The organism is Psychrobacillus lasiicapitis, assembly GCF_006861795.1.
Taxonomy (GTDB): domain Bacteria; phylum Bacillota; class Bacilli; order Bacillales_A; family Planococcaceae; genus Psychrobacillus; species Psychrobacillus lasiicapitis.
The window spans coordinates 342,622-362,825 of sequence record NZ_VDGH01000002.1 but is presented as its reverse complement, the minus strand read 5'-3'; the positions used below and the strand labels follow the sequence as shown (position 1 = coordinate 362,825).

Below are 20,204 nucleotides of genomic sequence, written 5' to 3'. Positions count from 1 at the left end.
TCGCATTCTTTTTAATCGATACGTTCTCCATCTAGCGCTTTTGAATGGATAAGAATGGTTCGGAGAGCTTCCATTTCATCGGACTTCCAAAATTCATCCGAGCTTAAAAGCTTCTCAGCATCCACCTTTGCCGTATCAAGCGCACGATAATCATGCACAAGATCTGCCATTTTAAATTCGGGCAAACCGCTTTGCTTTCGACCGAAAAAGTCACCAGGTCCTCTTAGCTCTAGATCTTTTTCTGCTAAAACAAACCCATCATTTGTTTCGGTCATCGACATCATGCGCTCTTTTCCTTCTTCTGATTTCGGATCAGCTAGTAATATACAATACGATTGATGCTCCCCACGACCTACACGACCTCTGAGCTGATGGAGCTGCGCAAGTCCAAAACGCTCTGCATCGAAAATAATCATAAATGTCGCATTGGGCACATTCACCCCAACTTCCACAACCGTGGTAGAAACAAGCACTTTCACTTGTCCCTCTGAGAAGCTACGCATCACTTCATCTTTCTCATCCGGGTGCAAGCGACCATGCATGAGACCAACTGAATAATCAGTGCCCAGTTCTGCTGCCATCATATTATATACATCCACTGCATTTTGAACATCTAACTTTTCCGACTCCTCGATAAGCGGACAAATAATATAGGCCTGTCTTCCTTTTGCCAATTCTGCTTTTAAACGAACGATCAATTTATGGAGTTGTTCCTGCTTCATCCAATATGTATCGATTTTTTTACGACCAGCTGGCATTTCATCGATAATGGAGACATCCATTTCTCCAAAAGCAGTAATGGCTAAAGTTCTTGGAATAGGTGTTGCCGTCATAAACAAAACATCTGGATTTTCGCCTTTTTCTTTTAACACTCTTCTTTGCTCGACACCAAAACGATGCTGTTCATCCGTAATTACTAAGCCAAGCTGTTTAAACACCACGTCTGGTTGTATTAAAGCATGTGTTCCGATCAATAAATCGATGTTACCTGCTTCTAAGTTTTCTAGTACCGTTCGACGTGCTTTTGTTTTGGTCGACCCAGTAAGCAGAGCAATTTTCACACCAATTGGTGCTAGCCACTCATCTAAAGAGCTGGCATGTTGTTCAGCCAAAATCTCTGTTGGCGCCATAAGCGCACCTTGATACCCGGCAGTGATTGCTGCGTACAAGCAAATCGCCGCCACTATCGTTTTACCGGAACCAACATCTCCTTGAAGCAAACGGTTCATCCGATGTGGCTCTTTCAAATCTCGGCAAATCTCATTTACGACTCTTTTTTGTGCGTTTGTTAGTTCATAGGGCAATGTTTCGATTAACTTTTTCAGTTTTTCATTATCAAATGCTATGCTATTCCCTACATTTTGTTCTTTGCGAGCTTTTTTTATCGCTTGCATTTTCAACTGAAAAACAAGCAATTCTTCATACACAAAGCGTCTCCGAGCATTTTTGGAATGCTCTACATTTTGTGGGAAATGAATTCCTTCCAATGCTTCCGATATATCCGGCAGACGATAAGGTCCCTTAATCGATTCTGGTAAAGGATCTATTAAATGACCATTCACTTCATCCAACGCTTGACGCATAAATTTACGGAAAACCTTTTGGCTTATTAAACCTTTTAACGAATAAACCGGTTCAAAGTCTTGTTGATCCGTTTTAGGACCTGCTGAAAAAGTAGACACATTAATAACCTGTCTACCTCGATCCCATTTTCCAGTTACGGTAACTATGGATCCTGGAGTTATTTTATTTTTTAAATATGCTTGGTTGAAAAATACTGCTTTAATCAGATGCTGTCCTGCCAATAAACGAACTTGCATTCTAGATTTTTTCTGTCCTAAAAAAAGTAAGGAAGGCTCACTTTCGACCCTTCCTTCTACAGTGACACGCTCATTATGTGGTGTTTCTGCTATATTTTTTAATCGAAAATCCTCGTGTCGGTAAGGGAAAGTCATCACTAAATCTTCTAAGGTCTCAATACCGAGTTCTCGCAATGCGTTAGCAGATCCACTTCCCACTCCTTTTAAGGAAGTTACTAACTCATCTTTTTTAGTTACCACCAGTGACAACTGCTCCGCCAAAAATCTTCGCTTCTAACCATTTTCCAGTAGGAGTTGCCGCTAAACCGCCTTGAGCTGTTTCCTTTAAAGCAGTTGGCATTGTTTGTCCAATTTTATACATTGCATCAATTACTTCATCACAAGGAATACGACTAGTAACACCTGCTAGCGCCATATCAGCTGCTACCAATGAATTCGAGGCACCCATTGCATTTCGCTTCACACAAGGAACTTCCACTAATCCCGCTACAGGATCGCAAACTAAACCAAGCATATTTTTTAACGTAATCGCAAATGCAGTAGAGCTTTGTTCAGGTGTACCACCAGCCATTTCTACAATTGCTGCCGCTGCCATTCCCGCCGCTGACCCTACTTCTGCTTGACAGCCACCAGCTGCCCCAGAAATCGAAGCATTGTTCGCAACAACAAACCCAAATGCTCCCGCATTAAACAAATAACGAATCATTTGTTCTCTTGTCGGATTTAACTTATTTTTCACTGCAAATAAAGTACCTGGCACAACTCCCGCAGAACCTGCAGTTGGAGTAGCGCAAATAGTTCCCATTGCCGCATTTACTTCATTTGTAGCTACCGCTTTGCTGACAGCATCTAGCATTAACTCCCCAGATAAAGTGTTCCCTTTTTTCATATAAGCTTGAAGAAGTACTGCGTCTCCTCCAGTTAAACCGGAAGTAGAGCGAACACCCTTCAATCCTTTTTCAACCGCTTCTTCCATGACAGTCAAATTACGATCCATTTGAGCCATAATTTCTTCACGGGAACGACCTGTGATTAACATTTCTTGTTCTATCATAATTTCTGAAATGAGCTTTTGCTCACTATTCGCTCTATCTACTAACTCACGAACATTATGAAATAACACATCCATCTGACATCCCCCTTAATCTGCTATTCTCGTTACTTGTGTAATATTCGGTAGTTTACCAATTTCCTCAAGTATTTGCTCATCCACTGTTTGATCCACTTCTATAACCATTAACGCCATATTTCCTTTTTCTTTTCGTGAAACTTCCATATGACCAATATTTATATCGTACTTCGCTAAACAATTAGCAACATTTGCAATACAACCAGATCGGTCTTCGTGCACTACTAAAATGGCTGCTAAATTACCAGAAAGTCGTAATGGAAATCCGTTTAGCTCAGTAATTTCAGTTTTCCCACCACCGATAGAGATACCAACCATGGACATTTCCTGCTTGCCATCCCCAATAACGATACGCGCGGTATTTGGATGCTCTGTATTTGCCGTCTCCGGTATAAACTCAAAAGAAAGCCCTAATTTTTCGGCATCTTCAAAAGCCGTTTTAATGCGCTCATCAAATGTATCATAATCGAGCAATCCGCCAATTATGGCCACATCTGTACCATGTCCTTTATACGTTTCTGCAAAAGATCCATATAAATGTATTTTTGCCCATGTAGGTTGTTTTCCAAATAAATCCCTTGCCACTCGACCAATTCGTGCTGCTCCTGCCGTATGGGAAGAGGATGGTCCAATCATAACGGGTCCAATTATGTCAAAAACGGATTTGAATTTCAATGCATAGACCTCCAGTTGACTATTATATTTATCTTCTATTTTACACCTAAAATACTAAATTAACAAAAGGATTAAATTAGAGTAACCTATCTGGCACCATCCCTTGGTACTTACTAGGAAAAATAGCAAGCTGCACACGCTATGTTTTAGCGCTCTAGTATTCATTTTCAAGCGCAAACAACGCCTCCAGCCGCTACATTTCGTCCCAACATTTACTAATCTGATATAGCATAGGGGAACACTCTGTGGAAATCACTAACTTATTGGGGCTGAACGCCTAATGCGTAAAAAAACCACGGGAATTTCTTTTTCCCGTGGCATCGTATTATTCAACAGATAAAATATATGGATAAAGAGGTTGTTTACCGTTATAAACTTCCACTTCTACATCTTCATATTGTTCCTCGATGAATGTAGCAAAAGCATTTGCTTCTTCTTCTGAAACGTCTTCCCCATAAATGATTGTAACGATTTCTGCATCTTCATCGATTAATGCTTTTGCTAAGCTTGTTGCAGATTCTTCTCGAGAAGGGTTTGATAAAATAATTTTTCCTTCTGCAAGTGCCATGAAGTCATCTTTTTTAATTTCGACACCGTCGATTGACGTGTCACGAACTGCAAAAGTAACTTGACCTGTTTTGACATGCGCAAACGCGTTTGTCATATTTTTTTGATTTTCTTCTACAGTTGCCTGCGGATTGAATGCCAAGATAGCTGCCATTCCTTGTGGGATCGTTTTTGTTGGTACAACAGCAGCTTCGATTCCTAACACTTCTGCAGCTTGCTCAGCAGCCATCACGATATTTTTGTTATTAGGCAATATTAATACGCGCTCTGCTCCAACAGCTTCAATCGCTTTCACGATATCTTCTGTGGAAGGATTCATTGTTTGACCACCTTCGATGACAGCAGATGCACCTAAGCTTTTAAGCAGGTCTGAAACGCCGCTTCCCATTGCAACTGTAACTACAGCGTATGGATGTACCTCTTGTTTTTTCGAAGGCGCTTCTTTAGCGAAATCATCGCCAACGATTTCCGAGTGTTGCTCACGCATATTTTCGATTTTAATTTTGATCAAATCACCATATTGCTGACCATATGTTAATACATCACCTGGTGTTTCCGAGTGAATATGGATTTTCGCTACTTCTTCATCTGAAATGACTAATAAAGAATCTCCGAATGCACTTAAATCATTACGAAACTGTGTCTCGTCAAATGCTTTTTTACCTTCTTCTAAACGAACCATGAATTCGGTACAGAAACCAAATTCAATGTCTGCCGTATCCATAAATCCTTGCACACTTTTATGATGCTCTGCACTTACTAAATCGTCCATCGAAGTAGCAACCGTTTTTTCAGGAAGCGCTTCCCCTCTCAAGCTAGCTAAAAAGCCCTCATAGACGAAAACAAGCCCTTGCCCACCACTATCAACTACTCCTACTTCTTTTAACACTGGTAATAAATCAGGAGTTCTGTTTAACGATTGTTTCGCTTCTTCCACAATTTCTGCCATTAACGTACGAATGTCATCCTCTGTTTCACTAACTTCCACAGCTTTTTTAGCAGCATCTTTTGCTACTGTTAGAATAGTACCTTCGACAGGTTTCATCACTGCTTTATATGCAGTTTCTACTCCGTAGTTCAATGCTTGTGCAAATTGTTTGGCATTTAAAGTGTCATAACTCTCCACCGATTTTCCAAAGCCTCTAAACAATTGTGATAAAATAACACCTGAATTACCACGTGCCCCCATAAGTAATCCTTTAGATAGAGCTTGTGCTGTTTTCCCAACATGCTCTCCTGTATGCGCAGCAGTTTCTTTTGCACCCGAAGTCATGGAAAGATTCATATTTGTTCCTGTATCTCCGTCCGGTACTGGAAACACATTTAGTGCGTCTACATAATCTGCGTTTTGAAAAAGATGATGCGCTCCCATCTTGACCATATCCGCAAATTGAATTCCATTAATTAATTTCATTATGTTCTCTCCTTATTCACACGTTTGCCACGCGAACTCCTTGTACATATACATTTACGGATTCCACTGACATTCCAAGAGATTTGTTAAGTGTGTATTTCACTTTCGATTGTATTTGATAAGCTATCTCAGAAATCTTCGTTCCGTAACTTACAATAATATACATATCAATATGTAGATTCTCTTTCTCTTGTCTTACTACTACACCTTTTGTGAAGTTTTCTTTTCTTAATATATCTGTTAGTCCGTCTCTTATTTGGTGCTTTGAGGCCATCCCAACGATCCCATAGCACTCAATCGCAGCCCCACCAGCAATTTGAGCAACTGCATCTTGCGATATATCAATTTGTCCGAATTCGTTTTTCAATTCAATTGACATGTTGAAACCTCCCAAGTCTTTTTGACTACCCATAATTGTACTACATCCATTGAAATTATAAAAGAAACGTTTCTTTTCGTCTATAGATTCACTGTTTAGGGAAACTGCGCGGTAAGGCTTTATTAGGTATCCGCCGTGATTTTCGCTACAGGGTGGACGCTTTCCGCGGGCACGGCTTCAATCTCCTCGTCGCTCACGCTCCTGCGGGGCTTTCAGCTCGTGCTGTTCCCGCTGGAGTCGCCACCCTTTCGCTACAATCCAGTAGAGTTTGCTAATTACTAAGACATAATGCACTAGATCTAGTGCTACATTGTTTTTTCTATAGGGAAAACCTATGATTAATTGAATAAGACTTACTTGATAGTGATTATTAGTAGGTTCTATTGATTGGAGTGCAAGGCGGCGACTCCTGTGGGATTAGCGAGACAGGTGAGACCCCGCACGTAGCGTTAGCGGAGGAGGAGGCTCACCGCTCGCCCCACGGAAAGCGTCCGCCTGGAGCGGAAATCATGGCGAACATCTTGAGATCTTTACCGCGCAGTTTCCCTAAACAATGCGTCTTTGGTCGACTATGTTGCGCATTTATTCTCCAGATAGTTCGGATACTTTTGCCGTTACGCGTCTGATCCTCATGTTCCGCGACATGAGATTCACATGTGGAACACTAGTTAAATCATACAGAGTACAGTAAGTGCGAAGGCAAGTAGAAACTCCATAAAACGCACTTTTCTTAAAGTGTACAGTTTTTGTCTGTAAAGGTTTTTTTCTTGATAAGGCTTGCGCATAGCAAAAGTCTGTGGTAAATTATTAAAGTATGTGAAATATCGAACTGAAAAATCTTTCAGCTTCTTTTAAGAGGAGGAAAATATAATGCCAAAAGTATGTGCAATCACTGGGCGTAAAGCTCGTACTGGTAATGCTCGTTCACACGCTATGAACGCTAACAAACGTACGTGGGGAGCAAACCTTCAAAAGGTACGTATCCTTGTAGATGGTAAACCTAAACGTGTATGGGTTTCTGCTAGAGCTTTAAAATCAGGTAAAGTTGAGCGCGTTTAATCGCACTCGTAATTAACACCAAGCTGACAATTGTCGGTTTGGTGTTATTTTATTTTCCCTAAACTATTCATACATACAAACAAGACCTAAACAGGCTAAATAAATAAAAAAGACCCCAAATATATTTGGAGTCCACTAAGTATTTCACTTCTTTACTTCTTCTTTCTTAAACAAACGAATGCAAACTTTCATCAAACTACTGACGGATTTAGGCAATCTAAATGTGTAGACCTTCACACAATTCCTCCCTTTTAGTCACTGCTTCTTATCATTAAACATATGCCAGCTATAAAAGAGATAGTACTTGTTCGTCCTTTTAGTTCATTACTAGTAAATTTTGCTGTACCCGCTGTAATGTTTTCATCTGTGACATTGTAGAGAAACCCATTTAGAGAAATTTTCTCAACTTTTTCACCGAAAGAAAAAAAAGAAATGTATTTATAATGGTCGTCTTGCTCGATTTCATGGCTTCCCGGCAGCAAAAAACGGATGATGTTTTGATTGTTTTGAATGGAGAAAAGAATATTCGGGTGTTCTATTTGAAAGCGGCATATATCATGCAAACTCGCTTCGTAATGATCTAATCGCCCACCAGTAACTCCAGTTAATATAATTTCGTCTGGTTCATATGTAAGTGCTTTTTGAACGGCTAGATGGGTATCCGTATCATCTTTTTCTACTTGGAGGATTGTGACTTCACTTACCCATTGTTTTACGAACTTTAATTCTTCTGCTGTAAGCGAGTCGAAGTCACCGATAATTTCATTAGGTGTTATCCCTCTTTCCAATAAATGAAGGGCGCCACGATCAGCGCCGATAAAAACAGTCTCTTCTTCCAAAAGAGGAAGCTGTTCAAAAGCAACAACTTCCTCTACTGGCCCACCGGAACAAACAATTACCCGTCTCATTTCGCTAATACACTTAAACCAGCTTCTTTAATCGCTTGTAAAGCTTTTCCTTTATCAGGTGCGTTATAAATAGCAGATCCTGCCACTAAAATAGTTGCCCCTGCTTCCACACAAGGTTTAATCGTTTCTTCATTAATACCACCATCGATTTCAATCTCAATTGACAGATTTCGTTGTCGAATAATATCTGCTAATTGCTTCACTTTTGGAACGACCGAATGAATAAATTTTTGCCCCCCAAAGCCTGGGTTAACAGTCATAAAGAGCACCATATCAATATCTTCCAAAACATGTTGAATGGTTTCGATTGGTGTATGTGGATTAAGTACTACACCTGGTTTTACACCAAATGTTCTGATCAGTTGAATCGTTCGATGTAAATGAGGACAAGCTTCCACATGAACTGTAATATAGTCAGCACCTGCTTTTGCAAATGCTTCAATATATTGATCTGCATTTTCAATCATTAAATGCACATCAAGCGGCAATTTTGTAAGCGGACGTAACGCTTCCACAACAATTGGACCCATCGTAATGTTTGGTACGAAATGACCATCCATGACATCGATATGAATCAATTCTGCGCCTGCTTTTTCAACTTCTAATACTTCTTCTCCCAGTTTTGCGAAATTCGCTGCTAAGATAGATGGAGCTATTTTTACCATAATTAGTACCTCGGCTTTCTTTCTACTATTTCATCGAAAAACTGTAAATAATGCTTATATCGATATTCCTTAATTTCGCCTGATTCCACAGCTTCTTTTACTGCACATTTCGGTTCCTTTACATGCAGGCATTCTCTAAATTTACACGCATCTTGTTTTTCCACAAAGTCAGGAAAACAGTTAGACAGCTCTTCCTTTTCCATCAGGTCAAACTCAAATGAGCTAAAACCTGGTGTATCAGCGAGTAAACCGCCACAAACTTCGATCAGCTCTACATGCCTTGTCGTATGTTTTCCACGGCCTAATGCATTGGAAATAACACCCGTTTTTAAATCTAGAGAAGGTAAAATCGTGTTTAAAAGTGTAGATTTACCGACACCTGATTGACCTGCAAGTACGGTCGTTTTATCTTTTAGTAGCGGTGCTATTTTTGCATCAAAATCAGGGTCATCCTTGAATGTCATCAATACTTGATATCCAATTTGCTCGTAGTCTTTTATATATGCTTCCATCGTTTTTTCCATTTGTTCATCCATTAAATCGCTTTTCGTTAAACAAATGATTGGTTCGATATAGAATGACTCAAGCACTACTAAAAAGCGATCCAATAAGATTGTATTGAAATCTGGTTCTTTTATCGAAAATACTAAAATCGCTTGATCTATGTTGGCAATCGGTGGGCGAACTAAGTTATTTTTGCGTTCATGAATGACCGTAATCGTACCGTCATTTTCTCCCTCCACCGTATAATCTACGAAATCACCTACTAAAGGAGATTCCCCCCTGTTTCTGAAAACTCCTCTAGCACGGCATTGAATCATCTTTCCATCATCATATACATAATAAAATCCACTTAACGCTTTTCTAATTTGACCTTGTGGCATCCGAAGCCTCCTTTATATATCGTCATAAGCAATCGTTTCATCTACGATTACATTTGAATTCACCAGAATACGATAGACTGCTTTTTGTCCTTCACTAATTTCAAATTTAAGTTGTTTTTGTGTCGTTTCGGTTAAAACAAACTCCTCTGCTGGCTCTTCCAGTGTTCTTGTTTTGTCTTGTATATAAATACGTACAACTTGTGGTTGCACTTCTATTTCTTCTTCCTCTTGTTCATCCTCAGCGTCTTCTTCATTTGGATTTGGTTGCGTATATGGAATTGTAACTGTTTTGGCATAGTATTTAGTCGGCTTTGCTTTCGGTCCGTCCGAAATGACGACTTTGATTGTACTGCCTGGTGCTACTTTGGCATTCGGTTTTGGATCTTGACTAATAACATTCCCTTTTTGAATACTATCAGAGTTTTCTTTCCCAGCTATTTGAATTTTAAAACCTGAAGACTTTTCCGTATCCTTTAATGCTTTTTCATTGTAATTTGTTAGATCATTTACCGTTCTTAGGTCAGGACCTTTACTTACGACAAAAACTAGATCCGTTTCTGCTGGAATAATTTCAGTACCACCAGCTGGATTTTGCTCTAAAATAGTCCCTACAGGTTCTGAATTGAATTTTTCTTCTACGTCAATATTACGTAATCCTTGATTTTGTAGTAAAGTTTTCACTTGATCTATATCGTGACCTGTATAATCACTAATCGCAGAGGTTTCTTTACCAGATGAGACAAACAAATGTATTTCTGTATCTTTGTCCCGCATTTTACCTGCTTCAGGTGTTGTCCGAATGACGTGATCCTCTTCAATATCTTCGGAAAATTCTAGTGTTTGTTCACCAATTTTGAACCCTTCTGCTTCTAGCTGTTCTATGGCTAGGTCAACCTCTAGCTTGGATACATCTGGCACTTCAATTTTTTTCGGCTTAAATAATCCAGGGAATACGATAATAACTAGCAGTGCAAGCACTACGATGCTTGCTATTATAGCGCCAATTATCTTTCTTTTTTTCCCCTTTTTCTTCGGTTTTACTTCTTCTACTCCCCCTGTTTCAGTTGCGACAGGAATCTTTTTTGTTTCCGAAACTTCTTCAAAAGAAACAGGTTCTTTAATAACCGGTAAAATCTTCGTTGCATCATCATCCAATGCTACAACAAACTTTGGTTCTTCCGCTCTTTCGGGTGATAGAGCAGTTGCTAAATCTGCTTCCATATCTTCTGCAGTGCGATATCGATTCTTTTGATCTTTTGCAGTTGCCTTTAAAACAACATTTTCTAAGCTTTGCGGTATTGCAGGATTAATCGCACGAATAGAGGGCGTTTCCGACTGCAAGTGCTTTAGTGCAATAGATACAGCAGATTCTCCCGAAAATGGGAGTTGTCCGGTAAGTAGCTCAAACAATACAATCCCTAATGCATAAATGTCGGATTGGTTCGTAGCCGTTCCCCCACGTGCTTGTTCGGGAGATAAATAATGCACCGTTCCTAACACAGAATTTGTCTGTGTGAACGAAGTTGCACTAAGGGCCATTGCAATTCCAAAGTCCGTAATTTTAATATTTTCCTCTTCATCCAACAATATATTTTGAGGTTTAACATCTCGGTGAATTATATGATTATTATGTGCATTAGCAATAGCGGAAGTAAGCTGTCTCATAATCGTTACTGATTTTTTAGGTGAAACCGGAGCATTCCGTTGTATGTATTGTTTTAATGTTTCTCCTTTTACATACTCCATGACAATATAATGTATATCGCCATCTTCCCCTACATCATATATATTCACTATATTGGGGTGTGTAAGGCTTGTTGCAGATAATGCTTCGCGTTGGAAACGACGGTGTAATTCTTCTTCATTGGAAAAATCGTAGCGTAAAATTTTGATTGCCACATCGCGGTCCAAAATCATGTCATGCGCCAAATATACATTGGACATGCCGCCTCCACCTATCATTTCAAGCAATTTGTATCTGCCGCTAATTCGTTTGCCTATTAACATCCTTACACCTCCTCTTCATTATTTGATAATAAGACTAATGAAATATTATCTTCCCCACCAGATTGATTAGCTTCCTTCACTAATTGACTCGCCTTTTCTTGGAGCGTTTTATCCGAGTAGAGGAGAGATTGCATAAAGTCTTCGGTTAATTTATTACTTAATCCATCTGAACAAAAAAGAAAATAAGAATTAGGAACAAATTCAACTTCGTAAAAATCAGGTTGGATGGTTGGTTCAGTACCAACTGCTTTCATCAATACATTTTTCTTTGGATGTGTTTTTGCCTGTTCCTCACTAATTTCTCCTGAATCAATTAATACATTTACATAAGAATGGTCTCGTGTTATTTGATTCACTTTTTCCTTTGTAATTTGATAAACCCGACTATCGCCGACATGTGCAACGATTCCTTTTTGCTTTTCAAATAAGCCAGCAATTAATGTAGTTCCCATTCCTTCGCACCCAGCATTCATTGCGGAATGTCTAGCAATGGATTGGTTAATCGATTGGAATGTATAAGTGAGCCAATCTTTTGCTTTTATTACAGTGGGGTTATAGGTCGTAAAATACTTTTTGAACTCAGATATCGCTAACTCACTTGCCACATCTCCCGCATTATGCCCCCCCATACCGTCAGCAACAACGGCAAGTATTCGATGATCGTCGCGGACAAATACATCCACCCGGTCCTCATTGACCGTCCTCTTCAAGCCAACATCAGTTTCAACAACGAACTTCATTTCTTCCATCACCTCTTTTAGATTAAGAAAAGTGTAAGCGCCTATGTCTGCCCCGACAGACAAATAGGGTTGGGGTAGGTCTGCAGAGTACGCCACATCGTGTGGCAAAGCAGACATAACCCGCATCGTGCGGGCCAAGGGGGCAGCTCCCCAGCCACCACAAGCGATTTTGTTTGCGACGAGCTTTGCGCAGGAGCAGCTTTTTCACATTTGACCCCGAGGGGCAAGGCGTTGCAACTGGATCGATACTTAGTAAATTTTTTTTTCCTTTAAGAATCTTACTTCTTCTTGAAAATTGAAACAAAAAATCCATCACTTTTTAAATCTTGCGGGAAAAGTTGGAGCATTCCTTCCTGTTCTTGTTCTTTAATACTTGAAATAACGTTAGGGAAAGGCTGTAGTTCCATATCAGGATGAGCTTCTAAAAATAACTTGGCTGTTCCTTCATTTTCTTCCCGGTCTACCGTACAAGTGCTATACACTAAAAGTCCATCTCGCTTTAACAGTGTATAGGCCTCATCTAAAAGTTTTAGCTGAATTGGCTTAAGCGTTGCAAAATCTTTTACATTTTTCGTGTATTTAATATCCGGCTTACGCTTCATGACACCTAAACCACTACATGGAGCATCGACCAATATACGGTCAAATGATTCTTTTGGAAATGCCTCTGAAGATTTACGACCATCCATTTGCATCGTTTCGATAAAATCGAAGCCGAGTCTAGCAGCATTTTCTTTTACTAGCTTTAACTTATGTTCATGAATATCCATTGCTACAAGTTTACCAGTATTACGCATTTTCTCTGCGATATGCGTCGTTTTCCCACCGGGAGCTGAACACATATCTAGCACCGTCATACCTGGTTCTGCTTGAAGTGCATAAGCAGGTATCATCGAGCTTTCATCTTGAATCGTAACGAAACCTTTCTCAAAAGCAGTCGTTTTCGCCGCTTGCGCATTAAACAAATAAATACATTCAGGGATTACTTCACTACGAGCCACGACGTATCCTTCTTGAGTATATAAATGTAGCACTTGTTCTACTGTACGTTTAAATAAATTCACACGAAGTGTAGTGACAGGTTGCTCATTATTTTCCTTTAACATTTTCGCTGTTGTTTCAAATCCGTATTCGGAAACGAATCGTTTTACCATCCAAAGTGGATGACTTGTTTCAATTGAAAGTCGCTCCAATTCATCTTTTATCTCTTCTGTTGAACGGACACCTTCTCTTAAAATAGAACGAAGAATACCATTTACGGCTCCTGAAATTCCTTTATGACCTCTTCTTTTCGCGATATTCACTGCCTCATTTACCGCTGCATGATCTGGAATTCGAGATAAGTAATGAATCTGATATAAAGAAAGGCGCAGTAATTGCTTAACCCAATCATCTAACTTCCCTTTAATAAATGGCTCCAAATAATAGTCTAATGTCATTTTATATTGGAGCGTTCCATAGGTTAACTCGGTTAATAACGCGCGGTCTTTATCATCGATTTTATATTTTTCAATCGTCTGATGTAATAACAAGTTGCTATATGCTTGTTGCTTTTCGACCGCCATTAGTATATTGAGTGCTGCGTCCCGGACATTACCTGTCCAAATTTTTTCTTGTTTTTTTGTCATTCAAAAATATCCCCTATTCGCAATTTCGAACCAACGCCACGCAAATAATCTTCTGCGGACATTTTCTTCTTTCCAGCTGGCTGTAATTCATTTATTCGAATTGCTTCTTCCAAGCCTGTTTGTACAACAAAATAATCCGATTCAATTTTCACAACCGTTCCTGGTAATTCTTTTGTCTTTACCTGTATCGTGTCTGCTTTCCACACTTTTACTGTTTGTCCTTCAAGCGTTGTATACGCTACAGGCCATGGATGCAAACCACGGATTTGGTTGTGTATATCAAGGGCCGATTTGTTCCAATCGATTCTCTCTTGCTCGCGTGATATATTTCTAGCAAATGTTACTTGAGACTCATCTTGCTGTATTCGATTATTAGTTTTCGAAATGATGGATGGTAAAGTTTCTTTCAATAAATCAGAGCCAACCTTGCTTAACTTTTCAAAAAGGAAGCCTGTATCATCTGTATGGGCAATCGGGATTTCGCTTTGTGAAATAATATCCCCAGCGTCTAGTTTTTCTTCCATATACATAATCGTTACGCCCGTTTTGTCTTGCCCATCAATAATTGCTTGATGAATCGGTGCCCCTCCGCGATATGCTGGTAATAGCGAAGCATGTACATTAATACAGCCAAGTTCCGGTGCATCAAGTAATTCTTTCGGTAATAGTTGTCCAAAAGCAGCTGTGACGATTAAATCGGGGTTTAACGCAATAATTTCTTCCAATTCTGCTGATCCTTTTAACTTAGTCGGTTGGATTACTGGAAGCCCCAGTTTAACAGCTTCTTCTTTAACAGGAGGAGCTGTTAATACCTTTTTTCTGCCGACTGGTCGATCCGGCTGTGTCACTACCGCTAGTACGTTATAGCCTTCTTCGACAAGCATTCGTAGTATTGGCGCTGAAAATGCAGGTGTCCCCATGAAAACAATATTTGTCATGCTTCTTCCTCCTCATTCTCTAATTCCTCTAAATCTACATATCGAATAACTTTGGAAGTAAACAAAACGCCATGTAGGTGATCGATTTCATGTAAAATAGCTCGTGCTTCATAGTCCTCTGCCTCTAGTTCATACAAAGCACCATCTCGATCTTGCGCTTCCACTTTTACATAAAAAGGACGTTCTACCTCCCCATAAAGATCAGGAAAACTTAAACAACCTTCCACTTCTATTTCAGATCCACCTACTTCTACGACTTCCGGGTTAATCATTTCGATTACTTCTTGCCCTTCCCCAAGGTCAACAATTGCTACTTGAATCGTCTCTCCAACTTGTGGGGCTGCGATTCCTATTCCGTCAGAAGCAATCATCGTGTCATACATATCATCTAATAATGTCGCTAACTTTGCGTCAAAAACCTCTACTTCGCGACATTTCGTCGTCAGTATTTCATTTGGGTGTGTAACTATTGGTAAAATTGCCATGTCATTTCCTCATTTCAAACTTAATCAATTTCGCCTCGGCGTAATTGCGTCCAAATTTTGAATTGTGCTTTGGGCTCAATTAACTCCTTTCAAAATTTGTGACATCCGCCGGAGGCATTATGCCTACAGGATGTAGGTCACTCAGGCGTTGCCGCAGGACGCGGCGTTCTTAGCCAGAATTCCTTTATTCAGCGTTTTGTTTGCGAAAGTAAAATTAAATAATAGTGGAAGGGTCTAAATCAATCGTCAAAATAACGCCTTTTTTTATCCAATCCGTACGGTACATTTTTATTAATTGCTGTAGTTTTTCGATTAATAATGGTTCTTTTTTGTATTTTATCAAACATTGGTAACGATATCTATTTTGTATTTTACTAATCGCACTTGCGGTAGGTCCAACGACCATTGTCGTGGACGATAAATTTGCTCTTAGCCAATCCGTCGCAAGCTTTGCATATTCAGAAGCAAGCAGGACATTCTCATGTGTTACTTGCACTAATGTTAAATAGTAGAAAGGTGGATACCCATACTGTTTACGCGTGAGCATTTCCGTATGATAAAAAGGTTCATAAAGTTGAGATTTAGATAATTCAATCGCATAATGCTCTGGCGTATACGTTTGTATATATACTTGTCCTTCTTTATCATGTCTTCCAGCTCTTCCGCTAACTTGGGTCATCAATTGAAACGTTTTTTCCGCTGCTCGGAAATCTGCTAGATGGAGAGTCGTATCAGCATTTAACACACCTACTAGTGTGATATTCGGGAAATCGAGTCCCTTGGCAATCATTTGTGTGCCAAGTAATATATCAGCTTCACCGTCCCCGAATTGCTTCAAAATTCGCTCATGCGCTCCTTTAGCTCTGGTCGTGTCCACATCCATTCGCAGTACTCTTGCATACGGAAATAATTTCGCAATTTCTTCTTCCACTTTTTGCGTACCAGTGCCAAAGAAACGGATATGCTCACTATTACATTCTGGACACTTAGTTGGAACCGGCTCTTCATGTCCACAATAATGGCATTTTAGTTGTTCACCGGCGCGGTGATAAGTTAAGGAAATATCACATTGTTTACACTCCACTACCGTTCCACAGTCTCGACATAAGACGAAGGAAGAAAACCCTCGTTTATTTAAAAACAGCACGATTTGTTCTTTTTTCTCTAGCTTGTCTCTTACAGCATCTGCAAGGTCCACGCTGAACATAGATCGATTGCCGTTTTTCAGCTCTGCTCGCATATCGACTACATTAACAGTTGGTAGCGCTTGTTCTTTTGCACGCATTTTCAATTTTAGTAAAGAATAAACTCCTTTAGATGCCCGTGCGTAAGATTCAAGAGAAGGTGTAGCACTTCCTAAAATAACCGGGCATTGGTGATATTCCCCTCGCCAAATCGCTACATCTCTTGCATGGTATCTTGGATTGTCGTCCTGTTTATAAGTCGACTCATGTTCCTCATCTAAAATAATGATACCTAGATCTTTGAACGGAGCAAAAATAGCAGATCTAGCACCGACCACCACTTTTACTTCTCCACGCCAAATTTTCCGCCATTCATCGTATTTTTCACCGATAGATAAACCGCTATGCATCACTGCAACCTGGTCACCAAAACGCAGCTTGAAACGTCGTGTCATTTGAGGTGTCAACGAAATTTCGGGTACAAGCATAATTGCTTGCTTTCCATTTACAATAGAATGCTCGATGGCGTTTAGATAGATTTCTGTTTTTCCACTACCGGTAATACCATGTAAAAGAAATGTGGTGTTTTCGGCATACTCCTGTGCATGATTTATCTTTGTTAGCGCTTCTGTCTGTTCATCTGTTAGCTCAAATCGCTTGTCTATATCCTGATAGTCTAAGGAAGTAATCTCACGGTAGACTTCTTCCGTTTCTTTTTCTAAAATGCCTTTTTCGAGTATAGCTTTTACCGTACTATTTGTGGCATTTGCTAGTTCAGTCAATTGTTTCATTGTAAAAGAGGTTTGTTCTTGCTTTAAGAGCCATTCGATCAATTCTTTTTGCTTCACTGCTTGTTTGGTTAAGCTGTTTAACTGCTCCACGATAAATTCTTTATCTGCAGTTACTTTGTACTTCGCAATCGTTTTTGCCTTGGCATGCTGTTTAATAACCGTTTCTAATTGAACAGCTCCATCTGACAAGTACTTTTTCATTGCACGTAGTAAGCCAGCTTTTTCAATAGCTTCATAAGAAACAACTTCTTTTTTGCCAAAGAGCGCTAAAAAATCAGCATCTAATGCAGAGGAATCGACTAACTTTATATTTTTCTTATAAGTGGCACGCAATGCCGCTGGAAGCATAACCTGCAAGGCATCGATTTCATAGCAAAGTGTTTTATTTGTCAGCCATTTAGATAACTGCAACAGCTCTTCCGTCATTACAGGCTCAACATCAATAATAGAATGAATGGCTTTTAACTTCGATATATCCAAATCCGTTTGTTCTTTTATATTCGTTATAAATCCTTGCACTTTTCGAGGACCAAAAGGAACATGCACTCGGCTTCCTCGTTCAACAAGGGTCTCTAATTCTTCGGGCACAACGTAGTCAAAGGGGCGATCAATTGGATAGGCAGAAACATCGACAATTACTTCTACAATCATTTTGACTCAGCTGTTTCTAATTTCATAATCGTTTGTAGTAATTGAATAGCAAGTTCTTTTTTAGGCAAATGAGCAAAATGTATTTCCACATCATTTTTCCCGACTAATGTAACGGAATTCGTATCCGTACCAAATCCTGAGCCTGCCTCTGTAACGTCATTTGCGACAATATAATCCGCATTTTTCTTTTCCAGCTTCCCTTTTGCATAATGGGTGACGTCATTCGTTTCTGCAGCAAACCCTATTAATAACTGAGTTGTTTTTCTTTCACCAAGCGCTGCCAGAATATCCGTTGTTCGCTCTAAAACAATCGTCGCTTCCCCCGGTTGCTTTTTCATCTTCCGGTCATGTACTTCTTTCGGTTTATAATCCGCAACTGCTGCTGTTTTAATAACGATCGAAGCGTTATCAAATTGCTCTACAACCGCTTCATACATCTCTTTGGCACTTTCTACCGAAATAAGTTTGACATTGGACGGTGGATTAATACTTACAGGACCAGAGATCAGAATCGTTGCTGCACCTAAATCAGACGCAGCTTCTGCCATCGCATAGCCCATTTTCCCACTAGAAAAGTTCGTCAAAAAGCGAACAGGGTCTATTCTTTCTCTCGTAGGACCAGCAGTTACGACGACTTTCTTTCCTTTAAGCGGTAAATCCTTCGGCGAGAAGTAGTCTTCCACAAGTTGCACAATTTTTTCTGGTTCCTCTAGTCGGCCTTTTCCAACATAACCACATGCTAAAAAACCTTCAGAAGGCTCTACGAATGAATATCCGTCTTTTGAAAGTTGGTCGATATTTCGTATAACCGCTGCATTTTCATACATATGTACATTCATCGCCGGTGCAATCCAAACCTTTGCAGTAGTCGCAAGTAATGTTGTCGTCACCATATCATCTGCAATTCCATTCGCAAGCTTACCGATTACATTCGCAGTTGCAGGTGCCACAATAACCAAATCTGCCCAATCTGCTAAATCTATATGCGCAATCACACTAGAATCTTTTTCATCGAATGTATCAAAATACACATCATTTCTAGACATCGCTTGAAAAGCTAGAGGTTGTACAAATTCCATCGCCGATTTCGTCATGATTACTTTAACATTGGCACCAGCCTGAGAAAGCTTGCTTACAAGTGCAACCGCTTTATATACCGCAATTCCACCAGTAACACAAACGACTATTTTTTTAGAAGTTAACATCTTAATTTCTCCCCTCTAAATAACAACCTCCCAAAGATTAAATTCTTTGGGAGGTGTTTCATACATCTCTTATTACACTTCGTCTTCGTAAATTACATTTTCGTTAGATGACTCAATTGCCAGTTCGCCTGCTGCTACTTCCTCTAACGCTTTCCCAACTTGTTTCGCAGATACGTATGAAGTTAAACGCTCGCCGCCTTCTTCTTGTAACTGTCGTGCTCTTTTAGAAGCCACACTCACTAATGAGTATTTAGAATCGATTTGATTTTTTAATTGGTCTACTGATGGATATAACATTTAAAATTCCCCTTCCAACATTGCTAAATATCTTTTTTCCACACGTTCACGTCTACAGTGTTCTGCAGCAACGATGGCATTAATTTTTGCACAAGCTCTTGCAACTTCATCATTTTCCACGACATAATCGTATAAATGCATCATTTCAAGCTCTTGTCTCGCAGCTTGGATTCTTGAATTGATCACATCTTCGGTTTCTGTTCCTCTGCCTATTAGTCGTTGCTCTAACTCAGACAAGCTAGGAGGCGCTAGGAATATAAAAAGTGCGTCTGGTGCTTTTTCTCGTACAAGTGCTGCTCCTTGTACTTCGATTTCTAAAAATACATCGCGCCCAGAATCGAGCGTTTCATTTACATAATCAATGGGAGTACCATAATAATTGCCGACATAAGAGGCATACTCTAATAACTTCCCTTGTCCGATCAACTGTTCAAATTCTTCTTTCTGTTTAAAGAAATAATCCACTCCATCTACTTCTCCCTCTCTTGGAAGTCTCGTAGTCATAGAAATGGAATATTCGTAATTTGTGCCAGGCTCGGAAAACAGTTCTTTTCTCACTGTCCCTTTACCAACTCCGGACGGACCTGATAAAACGATTAATATACCTTTTTCTCTTCGCATAACGTCTCCTTCAAATATATGCTTACTCCGTTTCGTTGTTGCAATATATACTTAACTGATTATAACACAAGTTTCCATTAAAATGATATCATATTAGAAAAGCGTTATTGCCGAAGGTTTGGCAATTGGCTAGTTCGACGATAAAGATTTGAAAGAG

Annotated in this window: 19 protein-coding genes; 1 reads left to right on the top strand and 18 read right to left on the bottom strand. The window is 39.7% G+C overall.

Translation table 11 applies throughout. The features are described from left to right. Window positions 1-11: 11 nt before the first annotated feature. The 5 genes from recG to FG382_RS04635 all read right to left on the bottom strand — a co-directional run bounded on the left by recG (window position 12) and on the right by FG382_RS04635 (window position 5,984). Window positions 12-2,060: an ATP-dependent DNA helicase RecG gene (gene recG / locus FG382_RS04655; protein WP_142537729.1), complete on the bottom strand. Its 2,049-nt coding sequence runs from the start codon at window positions 2,058-2,060 to the stop codon at window positions 12-14. Then, window positions 2,050-2,949 carry an L-serine ammonia-lyase, iron-sulfur-dependent, subunit alpha gene (sdaAA, locus tag FG382_RS04650; protein ID WP_142537728.1) on the bottom strand — a complete coding sequence of 300 codons (900 nt, stop codon included), beginning with the start codon at window positions 2,947-2,949 and terminating at the stop codon, window positions 2,050-2,052. The genes recG and sdaAA overlap by 11 nt, the downstream gene beginning before the upstream one ends. Before the next feature lie 12 nt (window positions 2,950-2,961). Then, complete coding sequence (gene sdaAB, locus FG382_RS04645; protein ID WP_142537727.1) at window positions 2,962-3,624, bottom strand: L-serine ammonia-lyase, iron-sulfur-dependent subunit beta; 663 nt, start codon at window positions 3,622-3,624, stop codon at window positions 2,962-2,964. A 325-nt stretch (window positions 3,625-3,949) separates the two neighbouring features. Further along, the gene (locus tag FG382_RS04640) at window positions 3,950-5,605 is read right to left on the bottom strand and encodes a DAK2 domain-containing protein (protein WP_142537726.1); all 1,656 of its coding nucleotides are present in this window, start codon (window positions 5,603-5,605) and stop codon (window positions 3,950-3,952) included. Window positions 5,606-5,621: 16 nt separating this feature from the next. Then, on the bottom strand, window positions 5,622-5,984 hold the full coding sequence (locus tag FG382_RS04635) for an Asp23/Gls24 family envelope stress response protein (RefSeq protein WP_142537725.1): 363 nt from the start codon (window positions 5,982-5,984) through the stop codon (window positions 5,622-5,624). 870 nt (window positions 5,985-6,854) lie between these two features. Here FG382_RS04635 and rpmB point away from each other — a divergent pair. Further along, on the top strand, window positions 6,855-7,043 hold the full coding sequence (gene rpmB, locus FG382_RS04625) for a 50S ribosomal protein L28 (protein WP_142537723.1): 189 nt from the start codon (window positions 6,855-6,857) through the stop codon (window positions 7,041-7,043). A 144-nt stretch (window positions 7,044-7,187) separates the two neighbouring features. On the opposite strand, the gene spoVM is transcribed toward rpmB, so the two are convergent. From spoVM to gmk, 13 genes are all read right to left on the bottom strand, one after another. Then, window positions 7,188-7,280, bottom strand: coding sequence for a stage V sporulation protein SpoVM (spoVM, locus tag FG382_RS04620; protein WP_142537722.1), 93 nt, complete (start codon window positions 7,278-7,280; stop codon window positions 7,188-7,190). 14 nt (window positions 7,281-7,294) lie between these two features. Beyond that, window positions 7,295-7,951, bottom strand: a complete 657-nt coding sequence (locus FG382_RS04615) for a thiamine diphosphokinase (RefSeq protein ID WP_142537721.1) — start codon at window positions 7,949-7,951, stop codon at window positions 7,295-7,297. After that, complete coding sequence (rpe, locus tag FG382_RS04610) at window positions 7,948-8,616, bottom strand: ribulose-phosphate 3-epimerase (protein WP_142537720.1); 669 nt, start codon at window positions 8,614-8,616, stop codon at window positions 7,948-7,950. Before rpe ends, FG382_RS04615 begins: the two co-directional genes overlap by 4 nt. A 2-nt stretch (window positions 8,617-8,618) precedes the next feature. After that, window positions 8,619-9,500 carry a ribosome small subunit-dependent GTPase A gene (gene rsgA, locus FG382_RS04605; RefSeq protein WP_142537719.1) on the bottom strand — a complete coding sequence of 294 codons (882 nt, stop codon included), beginning with the start codon at window positions 9,498-9,500 and terminating at the stop codon, window positions 8,619-8,621. Between the two features lie 12 nt (window positions 9,501-9,512). Next, window positions 9,513-11,507: a Stk1 family PASTA domain-containing Ser/Thr kinase gene (gene pknB, locus FG382_RS04600; protein WP_142537718.1), complete on the bottom strand. Its 1,995-nt coding sequence runs from the start codon at window positions 11,505-11,507 to the stop codon at window positions 9,513-9,515. 2 nt (window positions 11,508-11,509) lie between these two features. After that, window positions 11,510-12,385, bottom strand: a complete 876-nt coding sequence (locus tag FG382_RS04595) for a Stp1/IreP family PP2C-type Ser/Thr phosphatase (RefSeq protein ID WP_308421220.1) — start codon at window positions 12,383-12,385, stop codon at window positions 11,510-11,512. 140 nt (window positions 12,386-12,525) lie between these two features. Beyond that, entirely contained in the window at window positions 12,526-13,875 is a 1,350-nt protein-coding gene (rsmB, locus tag FG382_RS04590; protein WP_142537717.1) for a 16S rRNA (cytosine(967)-C(5))-methyltransferase RsmB, read from the bottom strand. Continuing rightward, a complete protein-coding gene (gene fmt / locus FG382_RS04585; protein ID WP_142537716.1) occupies window positions 13,872-14,813 on the bottom strand; it encodes a methionyl-tRNA formyltransferase in 942 nt (313 codons plus the stop codon). The genes rsmB and fmt overlap by 4 nt, the downstream gene beginning before the upstream one ends. Then, on the bottom strand, window positions 14,810-15,298 hold the full coding sequence (def, locus tag FG382_RS04580) for a peptide deformylase (RefSeq protein ID WP_142537715.1): 489 nt from the start codon (window positions 15,296-15,298) through the stop codon (window positions 14,810-14,812). Before def ends, fmt begins: the two co-directional genes overlap by 4 nt. A 214-nt stretch (window positions 15,299-15,512) precedes the next feature. Continuing rightward, a complete protein-coding gene (priA, locus tag FG382_RS04575) occupies window positions 15,513-17,924 on the bottom strand; it encodes a primosomal protein N' (RefSeq protein WP_142537714.1) in 2,412 nt (803 codons plus the stop codon). Further along, complete coding sequence (gene coaBC, locus FG382_RS04570; protein ID WP_142537713.1) at window positions 17,921-19,129, bottom strand: bifunctional phosphopantothenoylcysteine decarboxylase/phosphopantothenate--cysteine ligase CoaBC; 1,209 nt, start codon at window positions 19,127-19,129, stop codon at window positions 17,921-17,923. The genes priA and coaBC overlap by 4 nt, the downstream gene beginning before the upstream one ends. Before the next feature lie 72 nt (window positions 19,130-19,201). Beyond that, complete coding sequence (gene rpoZ / locus FG382_RS04565) at window positions 19,202-19,426, bottom strand: DNA-directed RNA polymerase subunit omega (protein ID WP_142537712.1); 225 nt, start codon at window positions 19,424-19,426, stop codon at window positions 19,202-19,204. Further along, on the bottom strand, window positions 19,427-20,047 hold the full coding sequence (gene gmk / locus FG382_RS04560; RefSeq protein WP_142537711.1) for a guanylate kinase: 621 nt from the start codon (window positions 20,045-20,047) through the stop codon (window positions 19,427-19,429). Between the last annotated feature and the right edge of the window lie 157 nt (window positions 20,048-20,204).

Excerpts from the sequence above, each read along its gene's own strand:
- FG382_RS04615 (WP_142537721.1), bottom strand. The coding sequence starts at position 7,951 with ATGAGACGGGTAATTGTTTGTTCCGGTGGGCCAGTAGAGGAAGTTGTT.
- FG382_RS04635 (WP_142537725.1), bottom strand. The coding sequence starts at position 5,984 with ATGTCAATTGAATTGAAAAACGAATTCGGACAAATTGATATATCGCAA.
- rsmB (WP_142537717.1), bottom strand. The coding sequence starts at position 13,875 with ATGACAAAAAAACAAGAAAAAATTTGGACAGGTAATGTCCGGGACGCA.
- rpmB (WP_142537723.1), top strand. The coding sequence starts at position 6,855 with ATGCCAAAAGTATGTGCAATCACTGGGCGTAAAGCTCGTACTGGTAAT.
- fmt (WP_142537716.1), bottom strand. The coding sequence starts at position 14,813 with ATGACAAATATTGTTTTCATGGGGACACCTGCATTTTCAGCGCCAATA.
- rsgA (WP_142537719.1), bottom strand. The coding sequence starts at position 9,500 with ATGCCACAAGGTCAAATTAGAAAAGCGTTAAGTGGATTTTATTATGTA.
- priA (WP_142537714.1), bottom strand. The coding sequence starts at position 17,924 with ATGATTGTAGAAGTAATTGTCGATGTTTCTGCCTATCCAATTGATCGC.
- pknB (WP_142537718.1), bottom strand. The coding sequence starts at position 11,507 with ATGTTAATAGGCAAACGAATTAGCGGCAGATACAAATTGCTTGAAATG.
- coaBC (WP_142537713.1), bottom strand. The coding sequence starts at position 19,129 with ATGTTAACTTCTAAAAAAATAGTCGTTTGTGTTACTGGTGGAATTGCG.
- rpoZ (WP_142537712.1), bottom strand. The coding sequence starts at position 19,426 with ATGTTATATCCATCAGTAGACCAATTAAAAAATCAAATCGATTCTAAA.
- sdaAA (WP_142537728.1), bottom strand. The coding sequence starts at position 2,949 with ATGGATGTGTTATTTCATAATGTTCGTGAGTTAGTAGATAGAGCGAAT.
- FG382_RS04640 (WP_142537726.1), bottom strand. The coding sequence starts at position 5,605 with ATGAAATTAATTAATGGAATTCAATTTGCGGATATGGTCAAGATGGGA.
- rpe (WP_142537720.1), bottom strand. The coding sequence starts at position 8,616 with ATGGTAAAAATAGCTCCATCTATCTTAGCAGCGAATTTCGCAAAACTG.
- def (WP_142537715.1), bottom strand. The coding sequence starts at position 15,298 with ATGGCAATTTTACCAATAGTTACACACCCAAATGAAATACTGACGACG.
- gmk (WP_142537711.1), bottom strand. The coding sequence starts at position 20,047 with ATGCGAAGAGAAAAAGGTATATTAATCGTTTTATCAGGTCCGTCCGGA.